We start from the raw sequence: 16021 nt of genomic DNA, 5'->3' as shown, positions 1-16021 counted from the left end.
GATCTCATACGCAAAATCCTCATACCGCTTAATGTATTTTAGAGGATAATAAAGAAACTCATTTAGCTTCTATACTCAAATATCAATGATGATAAAAAGTCCAATAATAACTAAACATATAATTTCAATAACCCATCCCCCTTGTAATTCATAACAAATGATGTTGATTTATTTATGGTAAATAGATTTGAAATGATCCCCTACTATTATACGCAACTGTTATTATCGAATATATGAAAAATTTATAAAAAATAATAGATTCTATTTCAATAATAGATATAGGTAATAATGTTTTTATGTTCGATAAATTCCTAATTTTCTATCCATTTTTTTCTATAAATCCTTTATAATACTCTTTAATAATTATTATATTACTATGTATTATTATCTATAATAAAGCACAAAATACCCAATAATCATAAAAATTATAATATTAATTTTTATGATTATTGAGTTATCTTGTGGATGTAATTTTATGCGCTTTAAACAGAAAAGTTAATTGTATGAGAGGTCTTTCAATACAACATAACACCATTGGCTTGCCAATTCACACGCTTGTTTTAAAAAAGCATATCTTTTTGCTATCCAAACCCATTTCGCGCCCCCTATGAATGATTTGATGATAAAGAATGGTGTAATGATAAATCCATCAGCACCATTTTTACGTTTATGAAAAGTTCGTACTATCTCACACTTTTCCTCCCAATGTAGCAATCGTCTTTAGCACTTGAGATGGTTTATAAGAGGCATTTTTATTCTTTCTTTAATGTTTTTATACTTACGGATCTCTCTGCTTTTGACGTGCAAAAGACATGGTTTTGATTGTTTCAACGTGGAATAGGTTTGAAATGAGAGAATTTTACAATATTCGAAATTCTCATTGCACATGAAAAACAGTAATTTATATTTTTAAATCAAACTATTGTCCAAATAGAATACTAGCCCCTCTGAGTAAAAGATATCCTCCAGCACCTATCTAAAAATAAAAGCCTCATGCGAAAATGAGACTTTTAAATTTTTTCATTCTGCAAAAAATTAAAATTTATAAGCTACACCTACGCGAAAATCGTTTGTTTTGTAGCCCATTTCAAATTTATCATGTATGAACTTCTTTTTGCCAAAATCTGAATAACGATATTCTGCACGCACAATAACATTATCAGTCATTGCAAAATCAACCCCCCCTCCAAGGGTATAACCAATCATGGTCTTTTTTTCATCATGCAACCAATCAGAAAGATCAACGGCTCTATTTTTGCTATCAGTTACTGTCGCAAAAACATTCTGAAGCTGCGTATAAACAATCCCTCCAGAAATATATGGCATCATACGCTCAATCGCAAAACCAATTTTCACCCGTGTAGCACCGGACCATTTTTGTTTTAAAGTATGACGTATAGCCTTAATATGCGTTGTTGAACCATTCTCATGCAAATCTCTTGTTAGACTTTTTTCTTCTGTAAGTTGTAGTGTTTCTTCAGTTGGACTTTTTTTCGGTAGATTGATATCTTTCGAATCCTTTTTACCAGACCACATAATATCCGTATCAATCCCTATAATAAAAGCATTATCGATATCAATATTGGAACCTGCATAAACTCCCCCCATAAAACCAGAAAGTTTAGGTAAATCCTCCTTTCCAATTGGATTCCATATCCCTGTCTCAGCTTTAAAAAAACTTGCAGTTGTTTTACCTGAAAAGTTACCAATCTGTCCTCCAAGATAAAATCCTGTCCAAGAAAAAGAAGGAACTGCAACAACAGGAACAGGCCGTTCAGGAGTAACGATATTCGCCGCCTGTACTACAGAAATTGAAATTAAAGAAAAGATAGATGTTGAGACTAAATACTTATTAATCATAATTGCTCCCCTAAAAGCTAATGTGATACATAAATAATAGTAAATCATTTCACAGTTTTTTTAAAAATCTATAGCAAAAATGACACAGTTACAAAAAAATAAATTTTCTATTTAAAAATAAACGTAGTTTTAATAAATAATATATGAAAAATTTAAATATGCTTTATATTCTATTAATTATTCATACTAGCTTTTATAGCTTCATACTAATCATTATTATTCAGAATTATATAAATAATTATAATGTCACTTTTTTGAAAAAATGAGATATGTAATCAATAAAGCTTTTTATCATATTGATTTCAGTATTTTGGTATTAAGTGTAATAAGACATAATCTCTATAAGTTTTTATATAAATCTGTACGATAAAAACATTCTTGCATATATTCTTGTGTTGAATATCTCTTAATTCATAAATGTATCTGATATACTACTGCTTAATAAATGACCAATATGCTTTTATCATACACATGAGATAAGGTTCATAAAGTATATCATTCACTAAACTAATCACTCATCGCTTTTTGTGTAAAGAATGACACTTAGAATGGCACATTTAACAGAGAAATTTTTTTCATCATAATTGAGAAACCAGTAGAGAACTTTACTCTAGCCCTCTCAAGCGTATAATGAAATAAAAGACAAAAATTAATATATAAAAATGGAATTAATAATTTTTATTATTCTTATAGAATTATTTTAATGTTTCATGATTTTTGTAAAAACTGAACAGACCAATTTCCCAGTTTCTACAATTAATTTTTCAACACGAAGCAAATCAGGTTCCCCAACACTATTTAACAAAAGGTCACTTAATCCAAGTGGCATATCATTGGGATTAAGAGAATCATTTAAGCAAAGCCGTATAATTTGACTCAAATTTGTATAAAGACGATAGGCATAACGTAAATCAGCAATACATGACTGATTAAGAAAACTGTTTGGTAAGTGATCTAAAATATCCACTGTCGTCGCTCCAATTTGAAACTCAATGATATGCGTAATAAGAGAAAATTGAGCAATAAACTCCAAATCCATAATGCCACCAGACATCGTTTTTAAATCCCATTGATTTTTTGGCGGCTTTTCTTTTGCAATCAAGGAACGCATTTCACATACTTCTTTTGCAACTTCCTTCTTATCACGAGAAATAGCAATAATTGCACACACTTCATTTTCTAGCTTTTGTAAAAAATCAGGATCTCCTGCAATGCCTCGAGCCCTTGTTAAAGCAAGATATTCCCATATCCATGCTTCTTGGCGATAATACTTTTTAAAAAATGGAAAAGAAACAGCAACAGGTCCTTTATTGCCTAACGGCCGTAACCTTAAATCAACGACATAAAGAACACCCTGGCTTGTAAGAGTGGATAAAGCAGAAACGAGGCGCTGTGCTAAACGCGTATAATATTGAGAGATATAAAGAGGCTTTTCTCCATCAGATATTTCTGCATCATCATCGTGTTCATAAAGAAAAACGAGGTCAACATCGGAATCTGCCGTTAATTCGTGACTTCCAAGCTTCCCCATACCCAATATGCCAACACGCCCCCCTTTAACACGACCATGAAGACGAGAAAATTCCTCTTGAACGGCAGCAAATGTTTTTGTAATCATAAGATCAGCAAGCGCAGTAAAAGCAAAACCCGCTCTTTCTCCTGTAATTGCACCATTCAAAATTCGAATACCAATCAAAAAACGCTGTTCATCTGCAAAAATTCTTAAATGATCGAGAATTTCCTCATAGGGAAGAATATTTTCAAGAAAATATTCAAGCCGTTTTTCTAAATACGTTTTTGTTGGTAATTCTGAAAGAATATTCGGATCTAACATTCCATCAAAAACATGGGATCTTCGTGTAATAATTTCTGCAAGACGTGGAGCAGCACCCATAATAAGGACAAGCATATCCAAAAGAGAGGGATTAGACTGCAAAAGGCTAAAAAGCTGAATTCCTGAAGGCAAGCCCTGTAAAAAACTATCAAAACGCAACATCGCCTCATCAGCTCGTTTTGTCCCACCAAAAGCTTTCAAAAGAGCTGGTGTTAATTCCGTTAACCTCTCGCGTGCTTCGGCTGATTGCGTTGCTTTATAACGACCACAATGGAGAGTGCGCATAATACGACAAATATCACTTGCTCTTTCAAAGCCTAAACGACTTAACGTTATTAATGTCTCCGGATCATCTTCTTCACCTGTAAAAACTAAATTACCAATTTCTAAACCAAGTTCTTTCTCATTCTCAAATAGTGCTGCATAATGTTTTTCAACAACCTGAAGTGTTTTTAATAAATCATGGATAAAACTGCTACTGTCTTGATAACCCATTAAATAGGCAACACTCGTGAATTGAGCAATATCATTTGGAAGAAGATGTGTTTGTTCATCGAAAAGCATCTGAATACGATGTTCCACATTTCGAAGAAAAGCATAACTTTTTATAAGGCTATTTCTCGTTTTCTCACTAATCCAACCAAGCGTGTGAAGTTCTGCTAACATTGCAACTGTCTGACGTCCACGTAATTGAGGAAAACGCCCACCAGCAATGAGCTGTTGTGTCTGAACAAAAAACTCAATCTCACGAATACCACCACGACCTAACTTTATATTATGTCCATAAGCTGCAATTTGACCGTAATTTTTATGCGCATGAATTTGACGTTTGATCGAATGAATATCAGCAATAGCAGCGTAATCTAAATATTTCCGCCATACATAGGGAAAAAGCTCTTTAAGAAAATTAAAACCTGCCTTCTTATCGCCAGCAACTGGACGTGCTTTAATCATGGCTGCTCGTTCCCAATTTTGCCCACGCCCTTCGTAATACCGCAAGGCAGTCCTTACTGGTAAAGCCAAAGGGGTTGATCCTGGATCTGGACGAAGCCGAAAATCAAGACGAAAAACATATCCTTCCGCTGTGCGTTCTTGAATGATACGGATTAATCGGCGTACCATTTTAGAAAATATGTCAACACTTTCAGAAAGATTACCAATATGGGGTGATGTTTCATCAATGAAAACAATAAGATCAATATCAGAAGAATAATTAAGTTCCCCTGCTCCTAATTTTCCCATCCCTAAAATAATTAAACCACAGTCTTTTTCTGGATTCTCACGGCTTAATAAATTGATCTTACCATGATCATGTGCTTCTCTTAATAGAAAGCGCAGCGCTACACTTAATGCTGCTTCGCCTAAACGTGTCAACCAAGCACATGAAACTTCGTAAGTAAAAACCCCACTTAAATCAGCTAAAGCAATAAGAACATGCGCTTCTCGTTTTTTGCGCCTTAAAGCAGCCATCAATGAAATTTCATTTATAGATTCATCCTTATCAATAGCCGTAATATCATCTATAATTTCGCTCAGCCTTGTTTCTATATCAACATTTAATAAAGCACTAAGATATGATGGATTGGCAATTAAAACCTCACGCAAAAAAGGAGATAAGGTCATAACCGAACTGATAAATTCAATCTGCGTTCCACTCTCTGAAATAAGGGAAACAAGCGATCCTAAACCTTCTTTCCTTGCTTGTTCTTCCATGTCTTTTAACCATTGGAAACCACTTTTATCGAGAGGACATAAAGGGAGAAGCTGTGTTTTTAAAAAAGCTTGTTTCGTCTGCGCTCCCTTGAAAAGCATTTTGCCTTCCTTTCTATTGCTTTATATTTTTAAAATAGTCGCTATGTATGAAAAGAAAAAATGAGGAAAAATATCTTTAAGGAAATAACAAAATAGCCCTAAGCCCTGGATTTGCATTTTCAAGTAACAATTCACCCCCGTGAAGCTTCATAACTGCTTTTGCTATACTTAAACCAATCCCAAACCCGGGCTGTGTGCGGCTTTCTTCAAGACGAACAAATCGTTCTGTCACTTTTTCAAGTTTGTCCTCTGCTATCCCTGGTCCATTATCGCTCACAACAACTAATAAATGTTCATCACGATATTCCATTGATAAGTAAACTTCCGCTTTCCTTTCACCTTTAGATGCATATTTAACGGCATTATCTATAAGATTAAAAATTGACTGTGCAACAAGCTCACGATTCAACTTAAGCTCTTTATCAAATATATTCCCCAACCGAAGTAAAACACCTGATTCTTCAGCAAAAGGTTCGTAAATCTCAACAGCATCTTCAAGGATCAGTTTCATATTCATCATTTCAAGATGCTCAATTGCACTGCTGGCCTCAATACGTGAAATCATTAAAATCGCATTGAACGTACAAATAAGTTGATCTGATTCTGCAATAACTCTATCAAGGACCTGACGATATTCAAGCTTTGTCTTATTTCCTGAAAGCGCCTCTTCAGCGCGATTTCTAAGACGCGTTAACGGCGTTTTCAGATCATGAGCAATATTATCTGATACTTGACGTAAACCAATATTTAACTCTTCAATACGGTCTAACATAACATTAAGATTAGTTGACAATCGATCAAACTCATCCCCTACTCCAGAAACAGGTAAACGCCCACTGAAATCACCATCCATCAAGCGCTGTGATGCAGCCGTTACATGATCAATCCTTTGTAAAGCTCTCCTGCCAACAAAAAACCATATGAGTAAAGCTCCTCCAACCATTGCAGCAAGTGCAATGATCACAGCTTTACGAATAACCACTGCAAAACGTTCTGGCTCATCCAAATCGCGTCCTATAAGAATCTTCATAGCATTCGGTAAATCAACAATAACCGCCAAAGCGCGATGTTCACTTGTTTTGCCATGTTCTCCAAAACGGGAATACCAAAAAGAGGTAGAAATAAAACCACTCTGATTCAAAAGACCTAATTCAATACGTGCTACATTTCCTGCTAAAATACGCCCCATAGAATCCGTGACAAGATAAAGAAATGCTCCTGGTTGTCTTGAACGATAATCAATAGTACGCATTAATAAGGATAATCCCCCATAATTATAAGCATTTTCAATATACTTTAATTCTTCATGTAAAGCCTGTTCAGTTTGCTCTGTTAACAATGAAGCAGAAAATGCCGTCATATAAATAGAAAGCCCTGTTGCCACCAATCCAAACAATAAAATGTAAAGTGCTGAAAGCCTCAGCGCCGTCGTGCGCATTATATTAATCAAACGATTCATACTTTGTTATCTGGTGCTTTCAGCATATATCCAGCTCCACGCACGGTATGGAGAAGGGGAACATCAAAATCTTTTTCAATTTTGGCTCTCAAACGGGAGATATGGACATCAATGACATTCGTTTGTGGATCAAAATGATAATCCCAAACATTTTCCAAAAGCATAGTGCGTGTAACAACCTGCCCCGCATAGCGCATCAAATATTCAAGTAAACGAAACTCTCGTGGTTGCAATAAGATATTTCTATCACCCCGTTTTACCGTATGTGCTAGCCGATCAAGTTCAAGATTGCCTACACAATAAACAGTTTCTGCTTCTTTAGGATTTTTCCGCCGTTGTAAAACTTCAACACGCGCAAGAAGTTCAGAAAAAGCATAAGGCTTTGTCAAATAATCATCTCCCCCTGCACGCAACCCCGCTACACGATCATTAACTTGCCCTAAAGCCGACAGGATAAGAACCGGTGTTGCATTGCCTTTAGCGCGCAATTCAGCAATAATAGAAAGACCATCACGATGCAAAAGCATTCGGTCAACAACCATAACGTCATAATTTTCCGTGGTCGCTAAAGCGTATCCCGTATCCCCGTCATAAGCAACATCAACAGAATGCCCTACTTCCAAAAAAGCTTTTTCGAGATAATGCCCCGTCTCATGATCATCTTCAATAACGAGTATCTTCATAAAACGTATCTCCATTATTTTATTATGTTATAGGACAAATATTTAATAAACATTTATCCTACAACTAAAGCCTTATTTTTTGAAAATTGGAAGAGCAACAAAACGATTTTGATCATTTGTTCGCACTTGTAAGAGTATAGCCTTTCGTCCTAACTGCTGAGCATTTTTGATTGTGCTAATAATATCAGAGACTCGTTTAACCGGTTTATTATTTACTGTCACAATGATATCACCAGGGCGTATCCCTTTATCTGCTGCATCTGAATCGGTATCAACATCCGTTACGACAACCCCTACACCATCATCAGAAGGCATAACAATCAGACCATAATCTTCCAATGTTTCATCTAAATCACCACGTCCATTTGAATATTTTGAACTCTCTTTCTTACCTTCATCTTCAGACATTGAAGCGAGTTTAACCTTGATACTCTCCTCCTTACCTGATCTCCAAATCCCTATGGTTACCGTTTCTCCTGGTTTAATATTTGCAATACGTTTCGCCAGCTCACGCGCATCAGCAATCTTTTCATTATTCACTGAAATAATTACATCACCCGCTTTAATACCAGCCTTTTCTGCCGGTCCTTTTAACGGATCAGTGACCAAAGCACCTTTGGCTTCTTTCAAACCTATTGAATCGGAAATCTCCTTTGTTACCGGCTGAATCTGAACACCTAACCAACCACGTTGAACTGAACCTTTTTCGATAAGTTGTTGTACAACCTGTTTTACAGTCGCTGCCGGAATAGCAAAAGCAATCCCAACATTTCCTCCAGAAGGAGAAAAAATTGCTGTATTAACCCCAACAACCTTTCCATTAAGATCAAACGTTGGACCTCCAGAGTTTCCTCTATTAACAGCAGCATCAATCTGAATAAAATCATCGTACACACCAGTGCCTATATCACGTCCACGTGCAGAAACAATACCTGCTGTCACAGTTCCACCAAGGCCAAATGGATTCCCAATGGCAACAACCCAATCTCCAACACGAAGCTTTGAATCATCACCAAAATCAACATAGGAAAATTTTCTTTTATCATTCACTTTTAATACGGCAAGATCTGTTTTGGGGTCTTTCCCAATGAGCTTTGCATTCAATTCTGTACCATCATCAAGAACAACAGTATAACTTGTTCCGTCAGAAATCACATGATCATTGGTTACAATGTAACCATCAGACGAAATAAAAAAACCCGATCCAAAAGCAACAGGACGAAGTCTCTGCGATTGATGGGGAAATTTATTTTTAGGTTTATCAAAATCATAAAACTCTTTAAAAAATCTTTTCAAAGGATGCTGGTCTGGTAATTGATCAAACCCTGGAGCACTAAAAAAGTTGCTAAAGAACCTATCTTCTTTCTTTTTATTGCTCTTTACTTGTACTGCTACAACAGCTGGTTTCACTTGAGCAACAATATCGGCAAATCCCTGTTGTTGCATTAACGAAGTAAATACAGAACTTGCATGAGCCTTTGTCATCCACAAGCTTGATGTACATCCACTAAAAAACAGTGCACTTTCTAATATCGCAGAAAAACTCACTGCGACAAATGTTTTAAAGAAAGCCTTTTTAACCATTTACTCTATGCTCCTATTCAATTACACTTTTATTCCAATTTCGATCACTTATAAAATATCAGACCTTACCGTTTTCTGTCTAAATTATTAAAGTTTTGTAAGATTTCAGTATTCCCTCATATAATTACAATAAGATTGTATGCTCATTGCAGATGAGCTGATTTTTTCTTTTATGTAACATCTTTTTTAATGCAATGGCATTTTTGACTGTTCTTTTTTACTTACATAACTCACTATTTTCTCATGATTATTCCGTTTGAAGTGGAAAAATATGATACTTGCGCCAATGATGATAATGATCAAAGGCGAAAACCATAAAAACCAAGTTATTTTATTCAACGGTGGTTTCAAGAGAATAAATTCACCATATCGCTCAACAAGAAAGTCAGTGACTTGCTGATTACTGTAGCCCATCTTTAGCCTTTCCCGAATTAAAAGCCGTAAATCACGCGCTAGAGCAGCATCTGAATCATCAATTGATTGATTTTGACAAACCGGACAACGTAAATGCGATGAAATATGGCGTGCCCGCGCTTCAAGAATCTTATCCTTTAAAATCTCATCCGGCTCTACTGCTATTGCTAATCGAAAAGGAAACGTTGCAATTAAAAAAAATACAATCCAAAGAATTTTTTTCATCTCAATGTCTTTTCCAAAAGTTTAAAGCAAGCAGTACCCTATTGTATATGCCAATGCGAAACCAATATCCCAGAAGAGAAAGACATCCACCTACAGCCATCATGAATGCCCCTAACCAAATACATATTACATAAGGCTTCCACCATATGTGCACAACAAGACCCCGATTATCGATATGTCCCGGTACAATATATAGCTGCGATAAGCCATAATTTTGAAGACCAATTTCTGTTGTTGATGTATTTTGGCTTGAATAAAATCGCTTTGAGGCCGTTACATGACCCACAATGTTTTTATTTTCATATATTTTAAAATAAAACTCCATTGCCGAATAATTCGAACCAACACCATCATACACTGCATCAAAATGAAGCGTTTTATCCGCTATCGTCACCTTATCTCCTACGTTCATGATTAAAATACGTTCTTGCCCAAAACTTGCCACACAAACAATACCAAATAATGTAACGCCTAATCCCATATGTGCTATTGCTGCACCAAAAGTAGACCATGGCAATCCAAGAAATCTTTTAATACGTACTGAAAAAGCCCTCTTGCCATATCCACTCTTTCCCCATAAATCCGCTAAACTGCCTAAAACAACAAACGCTGAAAGCCCAATCCCTAAAACTGCAAAAATATCACGCACAGATGTCGCATAAAATATTATAAAATAGACGATACCAACCAATACAAAAACAAACCACAACCGTTCAAAAACTGCAAGAAAATCACCGCGTTTCCATGCCATCATTGCCCCAAACGGAACAAACAACAACAGCAAAACCATTAGCGGTCCACAGGTAAGGTTAAAAAAAGCAGCCCCTACAGAAATTTTTTGCCCTGTTAATATCTCAATAAAATAAGGATAAAGCGTACCAATCAATACTGTTGCTGTTATTGTTGTAAGTAATAAATTATTTAAAACAATAAACCCTTCACGTGAAATTGGTTGAAAAAATCTTTCTGTTTTTAAAATAGGGGTGCGCAAAGCAAAAAGAAGAAAAGCCGCTACTGTAAAAAAGAATAAAAGCGCAAGAATTGCTTGCCCCCGTGCTGGATCAACAGCAAAACTATGAACAGAAACTAAAAGCCCCGAACGCACAAGAAAAGTTCCCATTAGAGAAAGGGAAAAAGTAAGCAGCGCTAAAAACAAAGTCCAACTTTTCAATATTTCTCGCTTTTCGAGAACAAGGGCAGAATGTAAAAGAGCCGTTCCTGAAAGCCAAGGCATAAACGAAACATTTTCAACAGGATCCCAAAACCAATAGCCCCCCCATCCTAGCTCATAATAAGCCCAATAGGAGCCAACCATAATACCCAATGTCAAAAAACACCAAGAAAGTAAAAGCCACGGACGCATCCCACGCGCCCAAATTCTATCAACATGTCCCATAATCAATGCCGCAACGGCAAAAGAAAAACAAAGTGAAAAACCAACATAACCTAAATAAAGTAGCGGTGGATGAATTGCTAATGCGATATCTTGTAAAAGAGGATTGAGACCATTTCCCTGCAATGCTGGTGGATACACACGTAAAAATGGATTAGATACAAAAAGAATAAATAAAAGAAAAGCACTTGTAATCAAACTTTGGCAAATTAAAATAAGCGTCTTAAAATCTTCTGGAACATGTTGGCTAAAAAAGGCCATCAATGCACTAAAAAAAGAAAGACTTAAAACCCATAACAACATAGAGCCTTCGTGGTTGCCCCAAACACCTGTAATTTTATAGAGCATCGGTTTTTCTGAATGAGAATTCTCAACAACGTTCAAAACAGAAAAATCAGATACGACATAAGCATAAATTATCACTAAAAAAGATAAAAGCAGTAATGTAAAAGCGATATATGTTAGAGGAACAGCTGTTTGCATTAACAAACGCTCTCTCCACCAAAAACCTAAAGCAGGTAAAAACACCCCTAATAAGCTTACTGAAAATGCTGCAGCTAAAAAAATATGACCCAGTTCGACAAGCACAATCGAATTATTTCTCCATAATGTAATGTTTTTTCAAACGATCAGCTGTTTCTTTAGGCATATAAGTTTCATCATGTTTTGCTAAAATACGCGTCCCTATAAAAAAGCCCTGTTTATCAAAATGCCCTTCTATAATCACCCCCTGACCTTCACGAAAAAGATCCGGTAAGGCACCGTTGAAAACCACTTTTTCATGTTTTTTGTTATCCGTTACAAAAAAAATAACACCTCTCTCTCCAACATATTGAACAGTTCCCTTTTCAACAAAGCCACCCAAACGCAAAGGGCGCCCCGTTAAAATATCTTCTCTTGTAATTTCAGAGGGCATTCTAAAAAAACTGACCGCATGACGCATTGCATACACTATGAGACTTGCTGCAATTATCATAACAAAACAACATAATAATATGATAAGTAAGCGCTTTTTTTTTCGCTGCTCTAAAATAACCTTCAACGAAGCAGAATTCTTTAAAGATTGACTGTTCATAGACACTATACGAAAAAATTTTAAAGACGTTATAATTAAGTATCAATATTTTATTTTTTTTAAGAGCTTTGCACATCTTCTACATAGGTGCAACTTTTTATCCAATACCTTACCTTTGCTAACAAGCTTATCAAGCTCTTTCTTCCTTTTTTAGTTTTGCAACCAATTTTCATTTAACCTATAACCACTTATATCGCGCTCTTTACATTCTTCATTTCTGTTCTTCAATCTTCTTCACAAACACCTACTTCTAAGACGATTACTTCTCTTGTCTTTCTAAACAGCTTTTCTCTTTATATTTTATCATCTCAATTGGCGACGATTACTTTTCTTTGTATACTTACTCGATAAATCACGTAACTGAATCATCATTTTTTTAACACGTGATTGTCCTGAAAAATTTTCAGGCATTGTATCAAGAAAGCTTTGTAAAAATTGCACTGCCTGCGCAGTTTTTCCTGCTTGATGAAATGCATCGGCCAACAATAAACGTGGATAAAAATCTGTTGGCGCTAAATCCGCTGCTTTTTGAAAAGCATTTTGTGCTTCTTGTGTTATCATTCCCCCTTCATAACCAACCAATGCTAAACCATATCCTACAAGTCTCGGAGCTGTTTCTCCATTCAAACGAAGTGCATCTAAATAAGTATTCACAGCCTCTTGAAAAAGGTTTTCTTCGAGATACCCTACCGCTAACGCATCTGCTAGCTTGCCATCATGAGGTGCACGGGAAAAAAGTACTTGTAAACGAATAAGCTTTTCTTGCTTACTGAGAGTTTTAGGATCCTTATCCATTAATTCGCTAAAAAAATAACTTTTCACTTCTGGATTGCCTGTTAGCCCATAAATATTCCATGTTATAAGAAGAACAAACAAAATACTTAAAGCCTTAAGAATATTTCTTTTTTTATAATGCATATAAAGCTTATTCAACTTAATCGTATGCTTATGACTTCTATAACCATCCAAGGCTTCAACTTTCCATTCTTTCTTTATCTCATCGTCAAAACGCAGTGAAAGAAAAAGAACACTTGCCAGAAAAGTCAAAAAAAATGCTGCAAAAATTAATAAGAGCATATCATTTTTTTCCAATACGAACAGAGAATAACTCGCTTACATTTTAGCCTCTTCATGGGAAGAGTGATGTGAATTGATAAAAATTCATTTTTTCACAGAAAATATTATTAAATCTATTGTTCATTTTTCTTATATATATCAATTAAACAAGGAAACTAAAAATAATGCTTCCCTACTCTTTATGTATTATCTGTAAATACTACTTTACAAACTTTATAGACATTTCTTGCTTAAGGAGAAAATATGTTATTCTCCCATCTTAGGTAATAAAACTTTTGCATACAACCCACCCAAATCAGAACGTGATAAAAAGAGATTGCCACCATATTCACTGACCATATCTGAAACAATTGCTAACCCTAAGCCTGCCCCTAGTTTACTTTCATTAAACCGCCGCCCTCTTTTTAATGCTTCATCAATTTTGTCTTCTGTTAAACCAGGACCATCGTCTTCTACAAAGATACTAAAATATTCTGTTTCTTCAACATTTTCTTCTAAACAACAAGAGATCAAAACCTTTGTGCGAGACCATTGAGTGGCATTTTCAATCAAATTCCCTATAATTTCTTCTAAATCTTCCTTCTCTCCAGAAAAAACAATATCATCAACATCCATAATAAATTGAATTTGTTTTTCAGGATTAAGCTTTTTCATAACCCGCACCAAACGTTCAAGCACACTGCGAACAGACGTATGATAGATAATACTATCGCATTGTGCTGCAATCCGTGCACGCTGAAGATAATGATTGATTTGAGCTTGCATTATTTGCGTTTGCTCTCTCAACAAAAAAGCCTTTTCTCCGCGCATCTTATCTGTCTCATTCATAATCACGGATAGAGGCGTTTTCAATGAATGCGCGAGATTACCAACCTGTGTGCGAAATCGCTCAATAATACGCTGATTATTATTAATGAGAGCATTCATCTCTTGTACAAGCGGCATCACTTCGCTTACTAAATCCGTATTCACGTAGTGAACTCTTCCTTCGCGAATATCATTCAATGCGCGTCGAATAAGCTTCAACGGTTGAAAACTAAAGAAAATAATAGCAATATTAATAAGAACACTCCCGATACCGAAACTCCAAAGAAAAATTTGCAAAGTTCGCTTAAATTCCTTTACCTGGGCATGAGCTTCATCGATATTCCCAACAAGCCGAAAACGTGCAATATGATTTTTATTATCAAGAACAACATCACTCTCAATCACTTGTAGCTTTTGACCATTGTTCCCCGTTATCCGATAAGAGCGAAAGAATTTATTGTCAAAAGGTATATCAACATCACTTGGTGTAAATATCTCGCCTGTTCCCAATGAGGGGGATGTCAATCTTCCTTTTAAATTATGGGATATCGCAATAACTTCCCAATACCATCCTGTTGTTGGATCAGAATAACGAATATCATCAATCCCGGCCCCTCCTCTCAAAGTACCTTCCGATGACACCGTCACTGTTGCAATAAGACTGTAGAGTTGAGCAGAAAGGATACGCTCTAGGCTTTGTTCAGTTGAACGCTTATAAAATAAAATGCTTACTGCAGAAATCGATAAAAGAGAAATAACAACCCATAATGTTGATAAGATCATAACACGTAAACTGAGAGATCGAGTAATTACAAAAAAGAACCTCCTACACCAATTATTCTCTTCGAAAACAGTCATTAATCACCTCGCGTTCTCACGCGATACCCCATTCCTCGAATAGTTTCAATCAAATCCACTCCAAGCTTTTTCCGTAACCGACCTACAAAGACTTCCACCGTATTCGAGTCCTTATCAAAATCCTGATCATAAAGATGTTCAGTAAGCTCTGTTCTTGAAATGACCCTGTCACAATGATGCATGAGATACGAAAGCAGTCTGAATTCATAAGATGTTAGTTTAATCAATTGACTATCCACAAAAACACGAGACGTCTTCGTATCCAACAAAACATTTCCGCAACATAATGTACTTGTCGCATGTCCCGTAGCACGACGAATTAATGCTCGCAAGCGCGCCATCACTTCCTCCAAATGAAATGGCTTCACAACATAATCATCAGCCCCAGCATCAATACCGTGCACCTTATCAGACCAACGGTCCCGCGCCGTTAGCATTAAAACAGGCATGGAATGCCCTTCTTGACGCCACTTTTCAACAACACGAATACCATCAATATACGGTAAACCTATATCAAGTATCACTGCGTCATAAGACTCTGTGCTACCTAAAAAATAAGCCTCTTCACCATCGAAAGCACTATCGGAAACATATCCTGCACGTCTTACAGCTTCTGCTAATTGATGGTGAAGATTTCGATCATCTTCAACGATTAAGATACGCATCACAACACCATCTGCCAAAGACTAATCAGCAGGAACAAAAAACTCAACACGACGTAACTTTTCACCAATACGGGCTGGTACAACAACCACAATTGCACACATGTCCTTTCCATCCTGAACAACCGATTTTGAACGGACGAGAACCCCGCTCTCTTGCGCGGCAACCTTCCTACCTACTTCAGCACACCCAGAAGCTAAAACAGAATCTGCTCCTAAAAAAGCTGCCATTATTACGAACAACAAAAATTTATCATAAATATTTCAATAATTCATCT

12 protein-coding genes are annotated in these 16021 nt (G+C 36.0%); all 12 read right to left on the bottom strand.

The window, feature by feature from the left end:
- Nucleotides 1-1035: 1035 nt before the first annotated feature.
- The 12 genes from QHG57_RS04490 to QHG57_RS04435 all read right to left on the bottom strand — a co-directional run bounded on the left by QHG57_RS04490 (nt 1036) and on the right by QHG57_RS04435 (nt 15974).
- Entirely contained in the window at nt 1036-1860 is an 825-nt protein-coding gene (locus QHG57_RS04490) for an outer membrane protein (RefSeq protein WP_330169553.1), read from the bottom strand.
- A gap of 700 nt (nt 1861-2560) precedes the next feature.
- Nucleotides 2561-5506, bottom strand: coding sequence for a bifunctional [glutamine synthetase] adenylyltransferase/[glutamine synthetase]-adenylyl-L-tyrosine phosphorylase (locus QHG57_RS04485; RefSeq protein ID WP_330167293.1), 2946 nt, complete (start codon nt 5504-5506; stop codon nt 2561-2563).
- A gap of 76 nt (nt 5507-5582) precedes the next feature.
- Nucleotides 5583-6965: a sensor histidine kinase gene (locus QHG57_RS04480; RefSeq protein ID WP_330167292.1), complete on the bottom strand. Its 1383-nt coding sequence runs from the start codon at nt 6963-6965 to the stop codon at nt 5583-5585.
- Nucleotides 6962-7648, bottom strand: a complete 687-nt coding sequence (locus QHG57_RS04475) for a response regulator transcription factor (protein WP_330167291.1) — start codon at nt 7646-7648, stop codon at nt 6962-6964. The genes QHG57_RS04480 and QHG57_RS04475 overlap by 4 nt, the downstream gene beginning before the upstream one ends.
- Before the next feature lie 72 nt (nt 7649-7720).
- Complete coding sequence (locus QHG57_RS04470) at nt 7721-9232, bottom strand: Do family serine endopeptidase (RefSeq protein ID WP_330167290.1); 1512 nt, start codon at nt 9230-9232, stop codon at nt 7721-7723.
- Between the two features lie 186 nt (nt 9233-9418).
- Nucleotides 9419-9871, bottom strand: coding sequence for a cytochrome c-type biogenesis protein (locus tag QHG57_RS04465; RefSeq protein ID WP_330167289.1), 453 nt, complete (start codon nt 9869-9871; stop codon nt 9419-9421).
- A 1-nt stretch (nt 9872) separates the two neighbouring features.
- Nucleotides 9873-11852 (bottom strand): heme lyase CcmF/NrfE family subunit, encoded by a 1980-nt coding sequence (locus tag QHG57_RS04460; protein ID WP_330169552.1) that lies wholly within the window; start codon nt 11850-11852, stop codon nt 9873-9875.
- A gap of 7 nt (nt 11853-11859) precedes the next feature.
- Complete coding sequence (gene ccmE, locus QHG57_RS04455) at nt 11860-12339, bottom strand: cytochrome c maturation protein CcmE (protein ID WP_330167287.1); 480 nt, start codon at nt 12337-12339, stop codon at nt 11860-11862.
- 303 nt (nt 12340-12642) lie between these two features.
- On the bottom strand, nt 12643-13416 hold the full coding sequence (locus QHG57_RS04450) for a tetratricopeptide repeat protein (protein WP_330169551.1): 774 nt from the start codon (nt 13414-13416) through the stop codon (nt 12643-12645).
- Between the two features lie 246 nt (nt 13417-13662).
- The gene (locus tag QHG57_RS04445) at nt 13663-15081 is read right to left on the bottom strand and encodes an ATP-binding protein (protein WP_330169550.1); all 1419 of its coding nucleotides are present in this window, start codon (nt 15079-15081) and stop codon (nt 13663-13665) included.
- Nucleotides 15081-15746, bottom strand: a complete 666-nt coding sequence (locus tag QHG57_RS04440; protein ID WP_330167284.1) for a response regulator transcription factor — start codon at nt 15744-15746, stop codon at nt 15081-15083. The genes QHG57_RS04445 and QHG57_RS04440 overlap by 1 nt, the downstream gene beginning before the upstream one ends.
- A gap of 21 nt (nt 15747-15767) precedes the next feature.
- The gene (locus QHG57_RS04435; RefSeq protein WP_330169549.1) at nt 15768-15974 is read right to left on the bottom strand and encodes a hypothetical protein; all 207 of its coding nucleotides are present in this window, start codon (nt 15972-15974) and stop codon (nt 15768-15770) included.
- Between the last annotated feature and the right edge of the window lie 47 nt (nt 15975-16021).

The organism is Bartonella grahamii subsp. shimonis (assembly GCF_036327415.1).
GTDB lineage: Bacteria > Pseudomonadota > Alphaproteobacteria > Rhizobiales > Rhizobiaceae > Bartonella > Bartonella shimonis.
This window is presented reverse-complemented; position numbering and strand designations above follow the sequence as displayed.

Coding starts and splice junctions, on each gene's coding strand:
- QHG57_RS04490 (WP_330169553.1), bottom strand. CDS start 1,860: ATGATTAATAAGTATTTAGTCTCAACATCTATCTTTTCTTTAATTTCA.
- QHG57_RS04485 (WP_330167293.1), bottom strand. CDS start 5,506: ATGCTTTTCAAGGGAGCGCAGACGAAACAAGCTTTTTTAAAAACACAG.
- QHG57_RS04480 (WP_330167292.1), bottom strand. CDS start 6,965: ATGAATCGTTTGATTAATATAATGCGCACGACGGCGCTGAGGCTTTCA.
- QHG57_RS04475 (WP_330167291.1), bottom strand. CDS start 7,648: ATGAAGATACTCGTTATTGAAGATGATCATGAGACGGGGCATTATCTC.
- QHG57_RS04470 (WP_330167290.1), bottom strand. CDS start 9,232: ATGGTTAAAAAGGCTTTCTTTAAAACATTTGTCGCAGTGAGTTTTTCT.
- QHG57_RS04465 (WP_330167289.1), bottom strand. CDS start 9,871: ATGAAAAAAATTCTTTGGATTGTATTTTTTTTAATTGCAACGTTTCCT.
- ccmE (WP_330167287.1), bottom strand. CDS start 12,339: ATGAACAGTCAATCTTTAAAGAATTCTGCTTCGTTGAAGGTTATTTTA.
- QHG57_RS04450 (WP_330169551.1), bottom strand. CDS start 13,416: ATGCTCTTATTAATTTTTGCAGCATTTTTTTTGACTTTTCTGGCAAGT.
- QHG57_RS04445 (WP_330169550.1), bottom strand. CDS start 15,081: ATGACTGTTTTCGAAGAGAATAATTGGTGTAGGAGGTTCTTTTTTGTA.
- QHG57_RS04440 (WP_330167284.1), bottom strand. CDS start 15,746: ATGCGTATCTTAATCGTTGAAGATGATCGAAATCTTCACCATCAATTA.
- QHG57_RS04435 (WP_330169549.1), bottom strand. CDS start 15,974: ATGGCAGCTTTTTTAGGAGCAGATTCTGTTTTAGCTTCTGGGTGTGCT.